Raw genomic sequence first — 20,212 nt, forward strand, 5'->3', positions numbered from 1 at the left:
GTGTTCAACCAATCAATTTTTGTCAATCTGCCGAAATCACAACGACCGCATTGGCCATCGGATATTCGTCCGTCAGGGTCACATACACAGAGGCAGTTTTCCCATCCGGGGTCAATTCTTCAAGTCGTGCTTGCGCACCTTGAATCAAAACCATATCGGGCTTGCCGCTGGGCTGATGTACCACACCCATGGTGTTATGATAAACACCGCGACGAAAACCGGTTCCAAGCGCCTTTGAACAGGCTTCCTTGGCGGCAAACGCCATGGCAAGCGACGAGGCAGTCCGGTGCGGCTTTCGTTTGGCACGCGCAATCTCGATATCGGTAAAGACACGCTTCATGAAACGCTCACCATGGCGTTCAAGAGTAGCCTCTATCCGACGGATATCGCATAAATCTGTGCCAATCCCAATGATCATTTACGCATAACCTGCCTGCGTGCGTGCTTCATCCATCAAACGGCGCATTTCGGCAATCGCCGCTTCAAGCCCGACAAACACCGCCTCACCAATCAGGAAATGCCCGATATTAAGCTCGGCAATTTCCGGCATGGCGGCAATCGGCTTGACGGTTTCGAAATTCAAACCGTGACCGGCGTGAATTTCAAGTCCGATCCCTGCCCCATATTGCACAGCATGGCGGATACGGTCCAGTTCGCGGGCACGTTCTTCGTCGGTCTTCGCATCGCAATAGGCCCCGGTATGGATTTCCACCACCGGCGCGCCAAGGCTTTTGGCCGCGTCAAGCTGTGCTTCGGATGCCTCGATAAACAGTGAAACGCGAATGCCGGCATCACCAAGGTCCGAGACAAAACGTTTCAGATGATTATGCCCACCTGCTACATCCAGCCCGCCTTCGGTGGTGCGTTCTTCGCGTTTTTCCGGCACCAGGCACACGGCATGCGGCTTGGTCTGAATTGCGATGGCCAGCATTTCATCGGTTGCCGCCATCTCGAAATTAAGCGGCAAGTCAACTTCTTCGCGCAGGCGCTGCATATCCGCATCACGGATATGGCGACGGTCTTCGCGCAAGTGTGCCGTAATCCCATCCGCACCAGCCGCCTTTGCAAGCTCTGCTGCCCGCACCGGGTCGGGCAAATCGCCGCCGCGGGCGTTTCGAATGGTCGCAACATGGTCAATATTGACCCCGAGGCGCAGCTTCGCATTCATGATGTTTCATCCTGCTTTTTGGTGGCGTGCTTTGCGGCGGTTCCGATCTTTTCCTTGGCACTTTCAAGCATCGGGCCAAGGCCATGACGCTCGGTCTTTTTCATCCGGCGCAAGATGCGGTTATGGCGATAAATCACAACCGCACGGCGGATCGGGAAATAAAACAGTATCCAGATAACAATCGTTGTCGGAATACAGCCAACCACCATCGGCCAGATGATATCAACAATGCTGGCCCAAAGTTGCCCCAGTGCCTGCTGATCACTGACATCCCAATTGCCGAAAATAAGCCCGCCGCCGACATAGTTCAGGCCCAAAACAACAAATTCCCACAGCACCGCCATATCGAAATGCACTGTCGAACTTGCCGAATGCGCGCCAAGGATCCAGTTGCCACAGGTATAAAGCCATAACCAGATAAACGGAAACGTCCAGGGATTGCCAACCACTGTGCCCAAAAGCGACGCCACCACGTTACTGCGCGTCAAAAGGCTCAGCAGTGTCGAGATGACAAAGTGGAACCCGATAAACGGCGTGAAAGACACCGCCGCCCCAATCGCAAATCCCGATGCGATGCTATAGGGCGATCCGGGCAAACGGGCGACGCGATGGGCAAAATACTGTGACGAACGACGCCATCCGCCGCGCGGCCATACCACGTTGCGTACACGCTGAAAGGATGAAGGTTTGCTGCGGCGCCGAAACATGCGGGGTCAGTTCTGGATCTAATCACGTAATGCTGTAAAATCTTGAAGCATATGCGTAAGTGCTGACTGCGCGATTGGCAAGGCTTTTGCGCCAAATTCGCCTAAAAGGTGAAGGCGTTTACAGTTCGCCGTCACCCGCGCGCGCGTTCAACGGCATTGACCACCGGTGTGGCACGCAATGCGGCAATGATATTGGTCAGGTGTTTGACATCGACCACATCGATATCAATCAGCATTTCAAAGAAGTCTGTCGTGCGATTGGTAAAGCGCAGATTGGTGATATTGCCATGGTTCTTGGCAATCACACTGGTAATAGAACTAAGCGCGCCCTGCTCATGCCCCACGGTCAATCCAAGGCGGCCGATGAAGTGTTCCGGTTCGCCCTCGTTATCCCACCCGACATCAAGCCAGCGTTCCGGCTGCTCGGTAAAGGTTTCCAGCGTATCGCAGTCAATCGTATGGATCGTCACACCCTTGCCGGTTGTGACAATCCCGACAATCCGGTCCCCCGGCAGCGGATGGCAACAGCCAGCATAATGCACGGCCATACCGGGAATAAGGCCCTTGATCGGGATGGCGTGATCGTGTTTGCGGGCGCGCACCTTATCAAGTGGCACAACCTTGCGCACCGTTTCCTTGTCCTTGGTGCCCGGGAACACGGCATGAACAACTTCACGCCCGGTATGATGCCCGGCCCCGACAAGGGTCAAAAGCGCATCAACCGATGGCTGCTTGAAGATTTTAAGAACCCCTTCAAGCGCCTTGTCGGAATAGTCATAGCCTTCCTGGCGGAACGCCTTTTGCAGGATCGCCTTGCCAAGATCCTTGTACTGGTCTTCTTGCTGCTGGCGGATAAAGCGACGAATTCGCGCCCGCGCCTTGCCGGTAACAACAAACCGTTCCCAGGTCGGATTCGGCGTTTGCGCCTTGGAAGTGACAATCTCGACCTGATCACCGTTATTAAGCACCGTGCGCAACGGCACCATCGCCCCATTGACCTTGGCCCCGACACAGGTATCGCCGATGTGGGTGTGGATCATATAGGCGAAATCGACCGGGGTCGCGCGGGCCGGAAGGGCAATGACATCGCCCTTCGGGCTAAAGCAGAACACCTGATCCTGGAACATCGCAAGCTTGGTATGTTCAAGGAATTCTTCGGGCTCGGACGCATGTTCCAGAATATCAAGAAGGTCACGCAGCCAACGATACTGCACCCCTTCCTTCTGCTGCCCGGTCGGTGCTTCCTGCTTATAGGCCCAGTGTGCGGCCACACCGTTTTCGTTGACCTCGTGCATCTGGCGGGTACGGATCTGCACCTCGATCCGGTGATTTTCCGGGCCCAGCACCGTGGTATGGATCGAACGATATCCGTTGGGTTTGGGCGTCGAGATATAATCCTTGAACCGGCCCGGAACCACTTTGTAATTGGCGTGCAGATAGCCCAGCACTTCATAGCAATTGGGCATGTCATCGACAAGAACGCGAAACGCCATGATGTCAGACAGCTCACCAAAGGTGATGTTCTTGCGCTGCATCTTCTGCCAGATCGAATAGGGCCGCTTTTCGCGCCCGTAAATGTCGACCTTAAGCCCCTGGCGCGAAATGACTTCGGTCAGTTCGGATACAATCCGGCTGACGACATTGTCATCCTTCTCACGCAGGAATTCCAGACGTGCCAGGATCGAGTCCCGTGCTTCGGGATTGATATGCTGGAAGGCCAGATCTTCAAGCTCTTCCTTGATGTCATGCATACCGATGCGTTCGGCAAGCGGAGCATAAATCTCAAGCGTTTCAGCAGCGATCCGCACGCGCTTTTCCGGCTTGGAGATATAATGCAACGTCCGCATATTGTGCAGTCGGTCTGCAAGTTTGACCAGCAACACGCGAATGTCTTCAGACATCGCCAAAAGCAACTTGCGGAAGTTTTCCGCCTGCTTGGAATCTGCTGATTTAAGCTCGATCTGGGTCAGCTTGGTCACACCATCGACCAGCTTCATGATGTTGGTCCCGAAAAGCTTGGTGATCTCTTCAGGGGTCGCATCGGTATCTTCGATGGTGTCGTGCAGAAGCGCCGTGATGATCGTGTCGCAATCAAGCTTGTAATTGGTCAGAATGCCTGCGACTTCAATCGGATGGGAAAAATACGGGTCACCGGATGCGCGCTTTTGCGAACCGTGCTTCTGGGTCGCATAGACATAGGCCCGGTTCAGCGTGGTTTCGCACGCATCGGGGTCGTATGCCTTAACCCGTTCAACAAGTTCGTATTGCCGCATCATTCAGGGGCGTCTCCGCAGTTTCTCAAGGGGATATAATCCATCCCCTTTCATAAGATAGTACGATCTGGACAAAAAAAAGCCACGGAAGATAAACACCGTGGCTCTTCTTTTGGAAAGGTTCAGATCAAAACCAGTCTGACCTTATTCTTCTTCCGACGGAGCAACAACGCCAGCGGAAGCTTCTTCAACAGCTTCAGCAACCAGTTTCGGACCGAAATCGTCTTCGGTTTCTTCCGGCTCATCGGCTTCAACATGCCGCTGCAGACCCTGCACCATGCCATTGCGCAGATCGTCAAAATCAACCGTTACTTCGGCGATTTCACGCAGCGCAACAACCGGGTTCTTGTCGTTGTCACGATCAATGGTCAGTTCTGCACCGGCCGAGATGTTGCGTGCACGCTGAGCTGCAAGCATTACAAGCTCAAAGCGGTTCGGAATCTTGTCAACGCAATCTTCGACGGTAACGCGCGCCATAAATGTCTCCAGAAATACTTTTGGGGTGTCCAGACCGAGCTTTATAGCGTCGGATCACGTGTGTTGCAACAGCGAAACCACTCTTTCGATCAGGTTTTCGCATGCTTTATCAGCCATTCGTTTGTTTGCGAATCTGCTGATCGGCCGGCAGATCCGAAATCAGATCGTCTACTGTGCGGCTCAAAACCGGGTGAACCCAGTCGGCAACCACATCCCGCAAAGGCAGCAAGACGAACGCCCGCTCCGCCATGCGCGGGTGCGGCACCTGAATGCCGCCCTCCTCGCGCACCAGTTCCCGGCCATAGGCAATCAGGTCAAGGTCAATGACACGCGCGGCATTGCGTTCCCGCCGGACACGCCCGAATTCGGCCTCAACTTCGTGCAAACGTTCAAGCAGATCGTGCGCAGACAGTTCCGTCGAAATGCGTGCAACACCGTTTACATACCAAGGCTGATCAGAAATCGGCACCGGTGCGGTTTCATAAAACGATGATACCTGATCAATCGAAATGTCGCCATTTTCGGCCAATCGACGCAGTGCGGCTTTCAATGTTTGTGCAGGCGCACCATATTCTTCGGTAGGCAAATTTGCACCGAAAGCAATCAGGATAGCGTCATCCGCGATCATGCTGGTGTCTGACGGTGAAGAATTGCGCACAAAGAAGACCTTCGGTTCGGTGATTGGGCGTATGACAAGGTTCGGAAAGACGGCATATCTAAGGGAGCCACCCTGCTCTGTCCACGATATTTTCGCCTTTCTTTGTCCCGCAGGCCACGGTAAAGATTGAAGGTCTGTTTTTAAAAGTTCCGGATTTTAGGAACTCTAATAATTAAATTTGATGTTTGAGGAATTTAACGATGATTTTTTACCCGCAAGAACGCATCGGGTTATTTATCGACGGCTCCAATCTTTATGCCGCTGCCCGTGCCCTTGGTTTTGACATTGATTACAAACGCCTTCTGGATCTTTTCGCCCAGAAAGGTCAGCTGATCCGGGCCTTCTACTACACCGCCCTGATTGAAGATCAGGAATATTCCCCGATCCGCCCGCTTGTCGATTGGCTGGACTATAACGGCTACACCATGGTCACCAAACCGACCAAGGAATTCACCGATGCCGCCGGTCGCCGCAAGATCAAGGGCAACATGGATATCGAGTTGGCAATTGACGTCATGGAAATGGCGCAACACCTTGATCATGTTGTTATTTTCTCGGGCGATGGCGATTTCCGCCGTCTGGTTGACGCCGTGCAGCGCAAAGGTGTGCGCGTCACTGTTGTTTCGACCGTCAAATCAAACCCGCCGATGGTTGCCGACGAATTGCGCCGTCAGGCCGATAACTTTATCGAACTGACCGCCCTTGAAGGCACGATTGCGCGTAAGGTTCAGCAACGCCGCGACGACGATCACCCCGATATCGACGATCATCCTGAACATCCCGATCTCGAAGAATTCGATTACGATTGATCGCGACACTGCGTCGCACGTCACCCTGCCCTGATCACCACCGGTTACAGCCCGCACTGTAACCGGCAAAACGTCAGACTTGCCATGACCGCCTATCAGCAACCCGATATCGACTGTCAGCTTTGCCCGCGCCTTGTTGAATTCCGCCGCAAGAATCAGGAAAAATTTCCCGAATTCTACAACGGGCCGGTGCGTCCGTTCGGGCCGCTTGATGCGCGTCTTCTGATCGTCGGCCTTGCCCCCGGGCTTAAGGGGGCCAATGCCACTGGCCGTCCCTTCACCGGCGATTACGCTGGTGATCTTTTGTATGACACGCTTAAAAAGTTCGGTTTTGCCAAGGGAACCTATGACAAACGCCCGGATGATGGCCTTGAACTGCTTGATTGCCGCATCACCAATGCGGTGAAATGCGTGCCCCCGGAAAACAAGCCCACCGGGCCAGAGGCCAATACATGCCGCCCGTTCCTGATCAGCGAATTTGATGCCATGAAGAACCTGTCGGCCATCCTTTGCCTTGGTCAGGTGGCCCATCAGGCGATGCTGCGCACCTTCGGGCTCAAGCTTTCATCGCTGAAATTTGGCCATGGCGCGTCGCATAAAATGGAAAATGGCATCACATTGTTTGATAGCTATCACTGTTCGCGCTACAACACCCAGACCTATCGCCTGACGCCAGAGATGTTTGAAAACGTCTTTGCCGGAATTCGCGCACATCTGGACGGTTAATTTGCCCGATACATTGCCCATGCCCGACCTTCTCGACCGACCTGTACAACGTCAGCCGATTGACGTTCTGCAAGAAGTGTTCGGCTATGACAGCTTTCGCGGTCAACAGGCTGAAATCATTGATCATGTTATCGCGGGTAATGATGCACTTGTCCTGATGCCAACCGGCGGCGGCAAGTCGCTTTGCTATCAGGTGCCCGCCCTCTGCCGTCCGGGAACGGCTGTTGTCGTATCCCCGCTGATCGCCCTGATGAAGGATCAGGTCGATGCGCTTAATCAGTTGGGCGTCAAGGCGGCCTTTATCAATTCGACCCTTGCCCCCGATGCCGCGCGCGAAATTGAAACGCGTGCCGTCGATGGTGATATCGATCTTCTCTATGTGGCGCCGGAACGCTTTGCCTCTGACCGGTTTTTAAACCTGCTCGACCGCATCAGCATTTCCCTGTTTGCGATTGATGAAGCCCACTGCGTATCGCAATGGGGCCATGATTTCCGCCCGGAATATCGCCGCCTTGATTTGCTGCCAACCCGCTTTGCCCATGTGCCGCGCATTGCACTTACCGCAACGGCCGATACCCCCACCCGCAAAGACATTGCCGAAAACCTGCATCTGACCGATGCACAGTGCTTTATCACCGGCTTTGACCGCCCGAACATCACCTATCGCATTGAAACCAAGGGCAATGCCAAGCAACGCCTGCTGTCGTTCCTTAATCGCGAACATGCCGAAGATGCCGGGATTGTCTATTGCCTGTCACGACGCAAAACCGAAGACGTCGCGCAATGGCTTTCGGAAAATGGTCGTCCAGCCCTGCCGTATCATGCGGGTCTGGCACAGGAAACACGCCAACTTCATCAGGATCGCTTCCTGCGTGAAGACGGGCTGATCATCTGTGCCACTGTGGCGTTTGGTATGGGGATCGACAAACCCAATGTCCGCTTTGTCGCCCATCTCAATCTGCCCAAAAGCATGGAAGCTTATTATCAGGAAACCGGGCGTGCCGGGCGTGATGGACTGCCGGCCAATGCGTGGATGAATTACGATCTGTCCGATATCGTTTCGATCCGAAGCATGGTGGCCGGTTCCGACGCGCCCGAAGCCCAGAAACGCATTGAATCGCGTAAACTCGATGCGCTGGTTGGGCTTGCGGAAACCACCCGTTGCCGCCGTCAGGTGATCCTGTCCTATTTTGGTGAAGACCGGCACGAACCGTGCGGCAACTGCGATACCTGCCTTGAACCTGTTGATACCTGGGACGCAACCCAGGCCTCGCGCAAGGCGCTGTCGGCGGTGTATCGCACCGGCCAACGCTTTGGCCCGGCGCATGTGATTGAAGTCCTGATGGGCCGCAAGACCGAAAAAATTCGCCAAAACGGCCATGACAAGCTTTCGGTCTATGCCATTGGCAAGGATATCGCCCAGCCGCAATGGCGCTCGGTCTTCCGACAGCTCCTTGCCATGGGATATCTCGAAGTCGATGTCGAAGGACATGGTGGCGTCTATCTGACCGAGGAGTCCCGACCGGTTCTGCGCGGCGAAAAAGTCGTCGAAATGCGCAAGGACCCGGGCGAAAGCAAACGCGCCATGACCAAACGTCTGCGCGATTTTGATACCGAATTCGAAAACGAGCAAGACCGCGATCTTTGGGAACGGCTGCGCACGCTGCGCCGCGAACTGGCAACCAGCCAGAATGTGCCGCCCTATGTGATCTTCAGTGACCGGACACTTTGGGAAATGGTGCGTTTCAAGCCCCGCACCCTTGAAGATATGGCATCTATCAACGGTGTCGGCGTCAAAAAGCTTGATCAGTACGGATTGGCATTTCTTGATGTCATGGACGGACGGCGGTAATCCGCCGTCCCGTCATCAAATCATCTTTTGGCAGTTTTGCCCTAAAGGCTTGCGCGAATGGCGCTGACAATTTCCTCATCTTCCGGCTTGGTCCGGCTGTCAAAGCTTTGAATAAGCTTGCCATCGCGGCCAATCAGATATTTGTGGAAATTCCATTGCGGGGCGTTTTCCGCCCCCAATTCCTGCTCCGCCCACTTATAGAACGGGTGCGCATCCGGGCCCTTGACCGTGGTTTTTGATGTCAGCGGGAAGTCGACATCAAAATTGACCTCACAGAAATCAAGGATATCGGCATCCTCGCTATATTCCTGCCCGCCAAAATCGGCCGACGGTACGCCAAGGACAACAAGCCCCTCGTCACGGTAGTCTTCCCACAGTTTCTGCAGGCCGGTATATTGTGGCGTAAACCCGCACATCGAGGCGGTATTTACCAGCAAAACGACTTTGTCGTTATACTCTGAAAGATGGATTTCACCGGCATCAATCGCCGGGAAAGAAAAGTCGTATGCAGATGGCGCATCATCCGATGCCATTGTCTCCCTCCAGGACAAACTCACGACAACAATAGTAAAGACAAAGAATACAACGAATTGCCGCCTATTCATAGCGCTGCTCCGTCCATGGGTCGGCATTGTTGTGATATCCGCGTTCTTCCCAGAAGCCCGGCTTGTCATCGCGGGCAAAGGTGATCTTTTTCACCCATTTGGCACTTTTCCAGAAATAAAGCTTCGGGATCACAACACGCAGCGGCCCGCCATGCTCTTCACTCAGCGGCTCACCTTCCCAGTGATGGGCCAACAGCACGTCATCATCCAGAAACTGCTCGATCCGGACATTGGTCGTATAGCCGTCATGGGCGGTAAACAGGACGTGACGCGCAGCGGGTAATGGATCGACAAGCTCTGCCAGCGTTGTGGCCAACACGCCCTGCCAGTGATTTTCGTATCGCGACCAACTGGTCACACAGTGAATGTCGTTTTTGGCCGTCACATGCGGCAAATCAAGCAGATCGGAAAAGCTCAGTGTCACCGGCTTTCTGACCTGCCCGTTGATTTCAAGCTGATAGTCATCCGCTGACACATGCGGCGTGATACCAATATCCAGAACCGGCCAATCCGTGACAAGGCGCTGCCCCGGCGGCAAACGGTTCGCACGCTCGGTATCCGGCGCGCCGGTCATCAAGCGTCCGTCTTCGGCCCACTTGCGTTTGGCCGCAATCAGCTTGTCCTTGATCTTGCCTGAAAAGCGACTGTCCAAGAGATTTCCCCCATGCCAGTAAGCTTAGCTAACATCACGTTCCTCATCGTCCTTTACCCACCCCAGGAAAACCACTTACCATAAAGAATATATTTTCCGTTTGGGGCTGCTTACTAATGGCAAAATGGCAAGACGATACGCGGCTAGTACACTACACAAACGCCACAGGTATCAAGGGTATCCTTGAAACAAACACATTATGGGCTACGCACTTCCGGTTCTTAAACGATGAACAAGAAATCGTCTGCTTCACTGAATACCTCTCAGAGAAACTATATAAATTATCCAAAGAAAAAAAAGAAAAGTGGCGAAAGTATAAAATTCGAGAAATGTGCGAACGCATTCACGAAAGATTTTTTGGACTCAGGAATGGATTAAACCGATCATTCTTAAATACGTATATCACTTCTTTTTGCCTCTCATCTAGAATGGACCCGTATTCACAAGAAAATGGCCTTCTAAGCCAATGGAGAGGATATGGCCGCGACGGTGGTTATGCAGTCGAATTTCTAGCAAAAGACATAGAAAAACTAATACGGAAAAACAGGGACAAGTTTAACTATATCAGGCTTAACAGTGTTATTTATCAGGGACAAGACGAGCGAGCTGAAAAACTTCTAGGAAAAGACATCAATGGTTTGTACCGCCTCCTCAAGAACTTGAATTTCAAGGAAACAGATCCTACCCGCAAACTAGCTTCTGTATTTGAGGGTTACATAAAATGTGCATGTAGATTCAAACACCAAGGCTTTGAAGAGGAAAAAGAGGTTAGAATAGCATCGTCAATCTACTGGGACGAAGGGAAGAGCAAAGGCGAACAATACCGGGTCAAAGACGGATTTTTGATCCCATACATTACTTTATTCCAACAAACAGACGAAGACGACTGTCTGCCTATAAAGCGGATAATAGTTGGGCCACATAGAAATCAAGAGAAGCACGCCAACGCAATCCGTCACATGATTAATGAGGCTGACATAGAAATATACTGCTCTAAGACCCCGTTTATTGGTTAGTGTGCTGGCACGAGCAACAGCCAACAAAAAAAACACTCGCCACAAAAAAATGGCGCCAACATGTTCACCATGTCAGCGCCATTTAATCTTTCTTCACATGCTCTCGGCAAGTCACTTAGCCGCGACGGATATGGCAATCAGCCAAAGTCGCGCATCAAACGCGCCTTGTCGCGCTGCCAGTCACGTTCTTTGACCGCTTCACGCTTGTCAGCCTTTTTCTTGCCCTCGGCGATGGCGAGTTCAAGTTTCGCAATACCGCGTTCATTGAAATACAGTTTGACCGGAACAAGGGTGAAGCCCTTCTTGTTCAGGGCATCATGCATCTTGGTGATTTCACGCTTATGCAAAAGCAGCTTGCGCGGTCGGCGTTCTTCGTGGCCGAACGGCATTTTGCTTTGATATTCAGGGATATAAGCGTTGATCAGCCACACTTCGCCGTTCTTCGCTTCGGCATAAGATTCCTGAATATTCCCTTTGCCATCGCGCAGCGATTTAACTTCGGTACCGCGCAGGGCGATGCCGGCTTCAAACGTTTCCGTCAGGAAAAAGTCAAAGCGGGCCCGCCGGTTCTGCGCGACAATCTTGTTGTTACTTGTTTCTTTCTTGGGTGCCATAAGACGCTTGTTATCGCTTACTGGCCGAGAATACCAGCATTCTTAAGTGCGGCTTCGACCTTGCGTTTGGATTCTTCGGCAATCTCGACCATCGGCAAACGCATATGGCTGCCACACAGGCCAAGAAGCTCTGCTGCGTATTTCACCGGTCCGGGGCTGGATTCACAGAACATCGCCTTGTGAACCGGCATCAGTCGATAGTTCAACTCCTGAACTTTCGAAATGTTCCCCGCAGCCCAGGCCGCATGCAGATCAGCACACAATTTCGGCGCGATGTTCGATGTGACGGAAATGCAGCCATGACCACCCTGTGCCAGGAACGGCACAATCGTGCCGTCTTCACCCGACAGCTGGCAGAAATCGGCACCCGCCGCCAGGCGGGTCAATGCCGGACGTTCCAGATCGCTGGTCGCATCCTTAACACCGACAATGCGCGGCAATTTGGCCAGCTGCGCCATGGTATCAACATGCATATCGACGATCGAACGGCCCGGAATGTTGTAAATCACAATCGGGATATCGGTCGCGTCATGAATTGCCTTGTAATGCGCATACAGGCCTTTCTGGGTCGGCTTGTTGTAATACGGCGTTACCACAAGTGCGGCATCCGCACCGGCATTCTGCGCATGACGGGTCAGCGACACCGCTTCTGCGGTCGAATTCGAACCCGTGCCCGCAATCACAGGACCGCGGCCTTTGGCAACTTCAAGTGCCAGTTCGACAACGCGATGATGCTCGGCATGGCTAAGCGTCGGAGATTCACCAGTGGTTCCGACAGGCACAACACCTGTCGTGCCCTGTTTAAGCTGCCAATCCACAAAAGACTGGAACGCCTTTTCATCAATCGCACCATCTTGCGTGAATGGTGTGATCAAAGCTGTGATTGAACCCTTAAACATAGAGATCTCCAAATTCGGGATATATTGAAAGCGGTCGCGAAAATAGCCGCTGTTGGGGTTTCCCGCAAGCACTGTATCCAATAATCCGGGCGATCCGGGATCGGGTCTGAAAATTCCCGTCAGGACTGTTTGGCTTTTATCAAATTCGCTGCCATAATGCCCGGCTCGAGAGAGCATTCGTTGCCGCAAGGCACAAGGGGAACATCACATGGCGCAAGCGTCTTTCCGCAAGATTTCGATCTGCGCATTGGCACTGGGCTTTTCGATCTTGATACCAGGCAGTTATCAGGTGCAGGCCGCAACGAATGAAGACAACGTTCTTCAGACGCAGCCGCCCTCGCCGCTGTATTCTGCTGTCAGCCGGGCGCGCCTGAACGCCTTTCTGGACGCGGTTGAAGATGGCAAGACCGACATTTTCGAACAACTCCTGACCAACTTCGATGATCCCCTGCTGCAAAAGGCGGCGGAATGGATGCTGCTGACCGCCCCCAATTCCGGGCACAGCTTCGAAGAAATCACCGCCTTCATCGATGCCCATCCGAAATGGCCCAATCAGGCGCTGCTGCGACAGCGCGCCGAAGAAGCCATGACCGATGCCGTGCCCGATGACGAAATCCTGGCCTGGTTCAAACGATCCGCCCCCGTGACTGCCGACGGCGCAACCCGCCAGATCAAGGCGTTGCTGGGTGCCGGACAGGAATCGGCGGCCATCGCACTGGTCCGTCACAGCTGGATTAACGAGAATTTCGGCAGCGGTCAGGAACGTCGCTTCCTTGATCGCTACGGCGAATATATTGATCAGGAAACCCATCAACAGCGCCTTGATCGCCTGTTATGGGAAGGTCGCCTGACGACGGCCGCGCGCATGATGAAATATGTCAGCGACGATTACCGTCGCCTGGCCGAGGCCCGCGCCGCCCTGCGCGCCATGAGTGGCGGTGTTGACGGTGCGATCAATCGTGTTCCTGAAAAATACCGCGATGATCCCGGCCTGATTTACGAACGCGTGCGCTGGCGCCGCAAGAAGGACCGCGATCAGGATGCGCGTGATCTTCTGCTCTCGCAGGCCAATGATCTCGCCTATATCTCGATCCGGCCGCAATATTGGTGGCTGGAAAAGGCCATTCTGGCCCGCCGCGCCCTGCAAAAGGGGCACATCACCGATGCCTATCGCCTTGTCGCCAACCATGGGCAGGTTGATCCGGGCGATATCGCCGAGGCCGAATGGTATGCCGGCTGGATCGCGCTTGAATTTTTGGGCGATGCCGACATCGCGCTGACCCATTTCCAGAACCTTTATGATGTCGTTCAATATCCGATCAGCCTGTCGCGTGGTTCTTACTGGGCCGGACGCGCCAACGAGGCGCTTGGCGATCAGAAACGCGCCAAGGAATGGTACGCAATCGCGGCCGAACATGCCCATACCTTCTATGGACAGCTCGCCATCGACAAACTAGGAAGCAAGCCATCCTATTCGGTTGAACAACCCGTCCCGACCGCCGAACAACGCGCCGAATTCGAAGCACAGGAACTGACCCAGGTCGTTCGCAAGCTCGGCGCGATGGGGCTTGGCAATATCATCCGTCCGTTCATCATGGCCCTGGTTTACGAACATGATGAACCGGAATACCTCGCCATGGCGACCGATCTGGCGCGCGAATATGGCCGCACCGATCTGGGCATTCTGGCCGCCAAACGCAGCATCCGGACTGGCAGCGGCTATCTTGACGCCGCCTACCCGATCCATGAACAGGTCCCGCTTGGCCGTGCCCCCGATCCGGCACTGGTCCATGCCATCATGCGTCAGGAAAGCCTGTTTAATCCGCAGGCGGTCTCGTCTGCTGGCGCACGTGGATTGATGCAGCTGATGCCCGCCACGGCAAAGCGCATGGCACAGTCGCTCAAGCTTGATTACGACACCGATCGCCTGATCGAGGATCCGTCCTTCAACATCGCGGTCGGCCGCGCTTATCTAAGCCGCCTTCTTGATCGTTGGGATGGTCAGGAAGTCCTGACGATTGCCAGTTACAATGCCGGGCCGACCCGTGTGCGCCAATGGATCAACGAATATGGCGATCCGCGCGACCCGGATGTCGATCTGGTCGACTGGATCGAAATGATCCCCTATAGCGAAACCCGAAACTATGTTCAGCGTGTGATGGAAGGAACTTATGTCTATCGCCGGCGTTTTGCCCGGGACGAGATCGCAATGGGCCAAAGCGACGCAGCACAAGATACCGAATAAGGACAGTTGGGGGTATCTTCCGCCTGTCCTGATTTGCGCCTGCGCGCAATTGCCCCATATTTGATCAACACTGCTTGTCAGAAGAGGTCAGCAATATGTCCGATAACGCACTGTCTTCCTGCCGTGCTTTTGTTTTCGATGCCTATGGCACCCTGTTTGATGTCGGCTCTGCCGTCGCCAAATTGCGCGACAGCGTCGGCGACGAGGCAGACCACCTTTCATCCCTCTGGCGACAAAAGCAACTTGAATACACCTGGCTGCGCAGTCTGATGGGGGACTTTGCCGATTTCTGGACTGTGACCGGTGATGCGCTCGATTACGCGCTTGATCAGATTGGCAAGAAGGATCCGGTGCTGCGCGCCAAGCTGATGGAAACCTATCTGTCGCTTGATACCTTCCCCGAAGTCGTCGAAACGCTGAAAACACTTAAAAGTCAGGGTCACAAGCTTGCGATCCTGTCCAATGGTGCCAAGCATATGCTGATCTCGGCGGCCAAATCGTCAGGCATTCTGTCGCTGTTTGATCAGATCATCTGTGTCGATGATCTTAAAACCTACAAACCGCACCCGGATGTCTATCAGCTTGCCGTCGACAAGCTTGAAGTCGAACCGGCGGAGATTTCGTTCCAGTCGTCAAACGGCTGGGACATTGCCGGAGCCGGGCATTTCGGGTTCCGCACCGCCTGGATCAATCGCGCGCATAGCCCGGCCGAACGCCTGTCGCATACCGCCGATGTGGTGCTGAACGGCCTTGATGAGTTGCTGCCACTGGTTGGCGAACCGCAAAAGGCATAACGCCGGGCAGCTCCAATCACGCCCAAACATGAAAAAGGCAGGCCCGAAACCGGTGCCTGCCTTTTTTGCTTTGCTGTCGGTTTTTCCTATGGCCGGACCCGCCACCTAAAAACCGCAACACAAATCACTTAAGTGATTATTTGTTTTCTTTCTTCACGTTGGCAGCAACCACCTGCCCCGCCTGGATCACCGTCAGGCCGCCTTCGTCGGCAGCGCTTTCGATGCGGCGGCAATGGCCCTCGATATGGGCACCCGGCTCGATGGAAAGGCTTTCGTGAAGAATATCACCGATCATGCGGGCGGTATCGGAAAGGGAAACGTCCTTTGCCCGGACCTGACCGATAACAGTGCCGCAAATGCGGATTTTGTCGGCAACGATTTCGCCGCGGACTTCGCCGCTTTGACCGATGGTCAGGGTTCGTGTGCGAATATCGCCATTGACCGAACCATCAACCTGAACATCGGATTCCGAAATCAGATCACCCGTCACACGAAGATCGGCATTGATGACCGACAGGCCACCCTTTTTCTCGGCGCCGTGTGAACCACTTTTATTCGTTGTTTGTGTCGTCTTGCTCGCTTTTGAAAACATAACGTCCCGCCTCAATAAATTTTACAGGATTGACCGGCTTATTATTGACCAGAACTTCATAATGCACATGGCTACCGGTACTGCGGCCCGTGCTTCCCATCAAGGCGATATGGTCCTGGTACTGCACTTCGTCGCCCTTCTTTACGAGGACCTTGTATAGGTGGCCATAACGGGTTCGAATACCGTTTCCGTGATCAACTTCGACCATCTTCCCGTATTTGCCACTCCATCCCGCATGCACCACTTTGCCCGGTGCGGTTGCAAGAATTGGTGTCTTGATCGGTCCGGCAAGATCAACACCGGAATGAAAAGCCCAGCGACCATTGATCGGGTCTTTTCGTTTACCGAACGAGCTCGATAGATAGTATTTCGCCGCCGGTTCCCCGATTGGCGTCTTCTTGATCCTGTCATGCAGGTTGGCAAGGTGATCCATACGATCATTCAGCGCCAACGCCGTATTGACAAATTCCTCGTCCTGCGGGTGTTCAGGCTCAAACGCCACGAACGGGCCACCAACACCGGGCTGCTGCGGCTTCATCGGCGGCAGAACAAATGTTTCCGGCTGCAGGCCGGTCATTTCAAGCACATTCTCAAGCTCGAGAATGGTGGTATCTGCCGTCTGGGCCACCCGCTGCATGGCTTGCTGCTGGATCGAGTGCAAATCAGCAATACGCTGACGCGCTTCGCTCAGTTCACCCTGAAGCTTTTTGGACCGCTGCAAAGCCTGATCACGTTCGCGCATTACACGCGACATGACGGTTTCAACCGTTTCCAACTCATCGCGCAGCGCAAGGTTGCGGTTGGTGATCCCGTCAATCTGCCCCTGCAACGCGTTCATCTGGTTATCCATCGACGTGCGAAGCGATGAAATCCGGACTTTCTCCTTCTCGCTATCGGCAAGCTTGGAGGTATAATCCTGTACCCGCGCCTGAAGCTGCAGGTTCTTTTCCGCCATCGACAACAGATTACGATGGGTATCTTCCATCTGGGATGTAATCTCGCCAAAACGGCGCTGACTTTCGGTAACCCGGGCGATCAGACGGTTGTACGACAGCTCGCTTCTGAAAAGCTGCTCTTCACGCATTGTAAGGCGCTGATCAAGGTACCAGCTATAACCTGTAACGCCGACCGTCCAGGTGATGGCTGCTGCCCCGAATGAGGCCAGTGCGACCTGCGCGTATTTTCCAAGCCGAAGCTGGTAAACGGAATCATTGGAACGGATAAGCAACTGCCGATCCGGAAACCATTTATCCACCAACCGACGAATGCGTTCAAACGCCGACATATTCAGTGTCTAACCCCTAGTTGCCCGTATGCACGTCCGGTTACCCCGGTTATGCAGAGTTTCTTTGACCCCACCTGAGACATTTTCGCCTTTTCTTTACGCTACCTGTAACTCGGCCTGCAAGCAAGCCCGTTAACACATCCTTAATCGCAAAATTTTCACCTTCTGCTCATATGCTGTGTTACCTATGGCCATCTTCCACATCATATGCGTTTGCTGAGAATGGCGTTTTCCCGATTTATGATCACCTTTGCCGCAACCTGGTTTTATAGCGGCAAAAGCCCAAAGGCACCCGGCACGGCCGGATCGTTTGCAGCCCTGCCCTTTGGCTGGCTGATCTGGGTTTACGGCGGAAACACGGCATTGATCATCGCCAGCATCGCCGTTTTTGCCATCGGTATCTGGGTCGCCCATCTGTACAGCAACATGCTGGGTATCCATGACGCCGGCGAGATCGTCATTGACGAAGTGGTCGGTCAATGGATGTGTCTGCTTGTCGTGCCGCTTGGTGCGGTCTGGATGGATGCTGTGTGGCTGTTGATTGCCTTTTTGGCATTCCGCATATTTGACGTCATCAAGCCTTGGCCGATACGCTGGGTTGACCGGCGTGTGGGCGGCGGGTTTGGCATCATGTTTGATGATGTCCTGGCCGGCGTTTTTGCCATGATTGCGCTTGTCGGCGTTGTTTACCTGACTGGCGACCTGACAGGCTCCTGACTGGCACCTGATGGACGAAAGATCGTGATGATGAATGACCCTGATCTTCTGAATGCGGCAAGTGCCCTGATCGCGCGCTGCAAGGCCAAGGGCGAAATGATCGCCACGGCCGAATCCTGTACTGGTGGTCTGATCACCGGCACCCTGACCGGCGTTGATGGCAGCTCATCGGTGGTCGATTGTGGCTTTGTCACCTATTCGAACGAGGCCAAACACAGCCTGATCGGCGTTGGCAATGATCTTCTGGCCGACCATGGCGCGGTATCGGAACAGGTTGCACGTGCCATGTGCGAAGGTGCGCTTGATCGCGCCCCCAATGCCACCATCGCCGTTTCGGTTACCGGCATTGCCGGTCCGGGCGGCGGAACAGACACCAAACCGGTCGGGCTTATTCATTTTGGCTGTGCGGCCAAGGGGCGTGAAACCATCACGACCCACACGGTCTTTCCGGGTGATCGCCATACCGTGCGCAAGGCAACGGTCATTAAGGCCTTTGCCCTGATCGAAGAAATGCTGGATCGCAAGGAATAGGAATCAGGCCTGATTTTCCGATGTCGGCAAGTTCGGCTCGCCATACACTTCGCGCGCACGGGTTTCAAACGCACCGACCATCATCTTGACGGCTTCGTTAAACACGACGCCGATCATTTTCTGTAGAAGTGCTGATCGAAACTCGAAATCAACAAAGAAATCAAGCGACGTGCCGCCGTCTTCATCCTCTTCAAACACCCAGTGATTGTTAAGGTACTTGAACGGCCCCTGCAGATATTCGACATCGACCCGGTCCGGGCGCTGCAGGGTGACTTTCGATGTGTATTTTTCGCGAAACATCTTAAAGCCGATCACAAGATCCGCCTTAAGCACATTGCCTTCACGCTTGCGCACCCGCGATGCGACACACCACGGAAGGAACTCCGAATAGGAATCGATATCCGCGACAAGATCAAAGAGTTGTTCCGGCGTATAGGGCAGTTTCCTGCGCTCTGCATGCGTCGGCACGCGATATCTCCCTTGATCGTCGTGGTCTGTGGCTAAACGGGTGAAAGGATTACTGTGCCGCCGTTACGGTCTGTTCCGCCTTGGCTTTGGCAGCATCGGCAGCAGCCAGCTTCTTCTCGCGCGCTTCACGAAGCTGCTCGAAGTCGCGGTCCGCGTGATAGCTCGACCGTGTTAGCGGCGTTGCCGACACCATCAAGAAGCCCTTGCCACGTGCCATCGATGCATATTCGTTGAATTCATCAGGTGTCACAAACTTGTGGACCGGCTCGTGCTTGAGCGTCGGCTGCAGATACTGGCCAATCGTCAGGAAGTCGACATCGGCCACACGCAGGTCATCCATTACCTGTGCCAGTTCCTTGCGCTCTTCACCCAGACCAACCATCAGGCCGGATTTGGTAAAGATCGTCGGGTCAATCTGTTTGACGCGATCAAGAATACGCAGCGACTGGTAATAGCGCGCCCCCGGACGGATATTGGTATAGAGCCGCGGAACGGTTTCAAGATTGTGGTTGAACACGTCCGGACGGGCCTTGGCAACGATTTCAACTGCACCAGGCTTGTCACGGAAGTCCGGGGTCAGGATTTCAATCGTGGTTTCCGGCGACTTGTGACGGATCGCCTCAATCACGCGGGCAAAATGCGCTGCCCCGCCATCGGCGAGATCATCACGGTCAACAGACGTGATCACAACATGCTTAAGCTGCATGTCGGCAACCGCCATCGCCAGGTTTTCCGGCTCGAACGGGTCAAGCGCGTTCGGCATCCCGGTTTTGACGTTACAGAACGAACATGCACGCGTGCAGGTATCGCCCATGATCATGAAGGATGCGTGTTTCTTCTGCCAGCATTCGCCGATATTCGGGCATGCGGCTTCTTCACATACAGTATGAAGGTTCAGGCCACGCGCAAGGTCGCGGGTTTCCTGATACCCCTTGGAGGTCGGAGCCTTGACCCTGATCCAGGACGGTTTGCGCCCCGACGGGCGATCTGGCCGTTTCTGTTTTTCCGGGTGACGAACGGGTTTCTGTTCGCTGGGCGCCGTCGACATAGAGTTACCTCCGAAGGATTGGACGGGCGGCAATTTGCCGCCACGCCGCGCATTTGTCAAACCGACATTCGTAAAA

General features: G+C 54.1%; 22 protein-coding genes. 8 read left to right on the forward strand and 14 right to left on the reverse strand.

The annotated features are described in order from the left end of the window. Positions 1 to 22: 22 nt before the first annotated feature. From acpS to folK, 6 genes are all read right to left on the reverse strand, one after another. The gene (gene acpS, locus TH2_RS14290) at positions 23 to 418 is read right to left on the reverse strand and encodes a holo-ACP synthase (protein WP_008891146.1); all 396 of its coding nucleotides are present in this window, start codon (positions 416 to 418) and stop codon (positions 23 to 25) included. Beyond that, entirely contained in the window at positions 419 to 1,168 is a 750-nt protein-coding gene (locus tag TH2_RS14295; RefSeq protein ID WP_008891147.1) for a pyridoxine 5'-phosphate synthase, read from the reverse strand. Further along, on the reverse strand, positions 1,165 to 1,827 hold the full coding sequence (locus tag TH2_RS14300) for a DUF2062 domain-containing protein (protein ID WP_231959728.1): 663 nt from the start codon (positions 1,825 to 1,827) through the stop codon (positions 1,165 to 1,167). Before TH2_RS14300 ends, TH2_RS14295 begins: the two co-directional genes overlap by 4 nt. A 179-nt stretch (positions 1,828 to 2,006) precedes the next feature. After that, entirely contained in the window at positions 2,007 to 4,151 is a 2,145-nt protein-coding gene (locus tag TH2_RS14305; protein WP_008891149.1) for a RelA/SpoT family protein, read from the reverse strand. A gap of 141 nt (positions 4,152 to 4,292) precedes the next feature. Next, entirely contained in the window at positions 4,293 to 4,625 is a 333-nt protein-coding gene (rpoZ, locus tag TH2_RS14310) for a DNA-directed RNA polymerase subunit omega (protein ID WP_008891150.1), read from the reverse strand. A 109-nt stretch (positions 4,626 to 4,734) separates the two neighbouring features. Continuing rightward, entirely contained in the window at positions 4,735 to 5,283 is a 549-nt protein-coding gene (gene folK, locus TH2_RS14315) for a 2-amino-4-hydroxy-6-hydroxymethyldihydropteridine diphosphokinase (protein ID WP_008891151.1), read from the reverse strand. 200 nt (positions 5,284 to 5,483) lie between these two features. Here folK and TH2_RS14320 point away from each other — a divergent pair, with 200 nt between their 5' ends. From TH2_RS14320 to recQ, 3 genes are all read left to right on the forward strand, one after another. Further along, on the forward strand, positions 5,484 to 6,092 hold the full coding sequence (locus TH2_RS14320) for a LabA-like NYN domain-containing protein (protein ID WP_008891152.1): 609 nt from the start codon (positions 5,484 to 5,486) through the stop codon (positions 6,090 to 6,092). An 84-nt stretch (positions 6,093 to 6,176) separates the two neighbouring features. Then, positions 6,177 to 6,818 (forward strand): uracil-DNA glycosylase, encoded by a 642-nt coding sequence (locus tag TH2_RS14325; protein WP_008891153.1) that lies wholly within the window; start codon positions 6,177 to 6,179, stop codon positions 6,816 to 6,818. Between the two features lie 19 nt (positions 6,819 to 6,837). Continuing rightward, entirely contained in the window at positions 6,838 to 8,670 is a 1,833-nt protein-coding gene (gene recQ / locus TH2_RS14330; RefSeq protein ID WP_008891154.1) for a DNA helicase RecQ, read from the forward strand. 41 nt (positions 8,671 to 8,711) lie between these two features. Here recQ and TH2_RS14335 read toward each other — a convergent pair whose 3' ends face one another. Both TH2_RS14335 and TH2_RS14340 read right to left on the reverse strand, forming a co-directional pair. After that, entirely contained in the window at positions 8,712 to 9,203 is a 492-nt protein-coding gene (locus TH2_RS14335) for a glutathione peroxidase (RefSeq protein WP_008891155.1), read from the reverse strand. A gap of 64 nt (positions 9,204 to 9,267) precedes the next feature. Further along, positions 9,268 to 9,927 (reverse strand): sulfite oxidase-like oxidoreductase, encoded by a 660-nt coding sequence (locus tag TH2_RS14340; protein WP_008891156.1) that lies wholly within the window; start codon positions 9,925 to 9,927, stop codon positions 9,268 to 9,270. Between the two features lie 116 nt (positions 9,928 to 10,043). On the opposite strand from TH2_RS14340, the gene TH2_RS14345 reads away from it, so the two are divergent. After that, positions 10,044 to 10,943 (forward strand): DUF2971 domain-containing protein, encoded by a 900-nt coding sequence (locus TH2_RS14345; RefSeq protein WP_008891157.1) that lies wholly within the window; start codon positions 10,044 to 10,046, stop codon positions 10,941 to 10,943. Between the two features lie 137 nt (positions 10,944 to 11,080). Here TH2_RS14345 and smpB read toward each other — a convergent pair whose 3' ends face one another. Then, complete coding sequence (gene smpB / locus TH2_RS14350; RefSeq protein WP_008891158.1) at positions 11,081 to 11,557, reverse strand: SsrA-binding protein SmpB; 477 nt, start codon at positions 11,555 to 11,557, stop codon at positions 11,081 to 11,083. 17 nt (positions 11,558 to 11,574) lie between these two features. Beyond that, entirely contained in the window at positions 11,575 to 12,456 is an 882-nt protein-coding gene (dapA, locus tag TH2_RS14355; RefSeq protein ID WP_040823975.1) for a 4-hydroxy-tetrahydrodipicolinate synthase, read from the reverse strand. Between the two features lie 208 nt (positions 12,457 to 12,664). Here dapA and TH2_RS14360 point away from each other — a divergent pair, with 208 nt between their 5' ends. Further along, positions 12,665 to 14,701, forward strand: coding sequence for a lytic transglycosylase domain-containing protein (locus TH2_RS14360; RefSeq protein ID WP_008891160.1), 2,037 nt, complete (start codon positions 12,665 to 12,667; stop codon positions 14,699 to 14,701). 95 nt (positions 14,702 to 14,796) lie between these two features. After that, entirely contained in the window at positions 14,797 to 15,495 is a 699-nt protein-coding gene (locus TH2_RS14365) for a haloacid dehalogenase type II (protein ID WP_008891161.1), read from the forward strand. Positions 15,496 to 15,631: 136 nt separating this feature from the next. Here the strand turns inward: TH2_RS14365 and TH2_RS14370 are convergent, their stop codons facing one another. After that, the gene (locus TH2_RS14370) at positions 15,632 to 16,087 is read right to left on the reverse strand and encodes a bactofilin family protein (protein WP_008891162.1); all 456 of its coding nucleotides are present in this window, start codon (positions 16,085 to 16,087) and stop codon (positions 15,632 to 15,634) included. Next, on the reverse strand, positions 16,047 to 17,372 hold the full coding sequence (locus TH2_RS14375; RefSeq protein ID WP_008891163.1) for a M23 family metallopeptidase: 1,326 nt from the start codon (positions 17,370 to 17,372) through the stop codon (positions 16,047 to 16,049). The genes TH2_RS14370 and TH2_RS14375 overlap by 41 nt, the downstream gene beginning before the upstream one ends. A gap of 222 nt (positions 17,373 to 17,594) precedes the next feature. On the opposite strand from TH2_RS14375, the gene TH2_RS14380 reads away from it, so the two are divergent. Then, on the forward strand, positions 17,595 to 18,089 hold the full coding sequence (locus TH2_RS14380) for a phosphatidylglycerophosphatase A family protein (protein ID WP_040823978.1): 495 nt from the start codon (positions 17,595 to 17,597) through the stop codon (positions 18,087 to 18,089). A gap of 30 nt (positions 18,090 to 18,119) precedes the next feature. Beyond that, entirely contained in the window at positions 18,120 to 18,620 is a 501-nt protein-coding gene (locus TH2_RS14385; RefSeq protein ID WP_008891165.1) for a CinA family protein, read from the forward strand. A gap of 3 nt (positions 18,621 to 18,623) precedes the next feature. Here the strand turns inward: TH2_RS14385 and TH2_RS14390 are convergent, their stop codons facing one another. Together TH2_RS14390 and lipA are read right to left on the reverse strand one after the other, a co-directional pair. Further along, complete coding sequence (locus tag TH2_RS14390; RefSeq protein ID WP_008891166.1) at positions 18,624 to 19,088, reverse strand: type II toxin-antitoxin system RatA family toxin; 465 nt, start codon at positions 19,086 to 19,088, stop codon at positions 18,624 to 18,626. Between the two features lie 49 nt (positions 19,089 to 19,137). After that, positions 19,138 to 20,136: a lipoyl synthase gene (lipA, locus tag TH2_RS14395; RefSeq protein WP_008891167.1), complete on the reverse strand. Its 999-nt coding sequence runs from the start codon at positions 20,134 to 20,136 to the stop codon at positions 19,138 to 19,140. Positions 20,137 to 20,212: the final 76 nt, after the last annotated feature.

The sequence above is a fragment of the Thalassospira profundimaris WP0211 genome (assembly GCF_000300275.1).
Classification (GTDB): domain Bacteria; phylum Pseudomonadota; class Alphaproteobacteria; order Rhodospirillales; family Thalassospiraceae; genus Thalassospira; species Thalassospira profundimaris.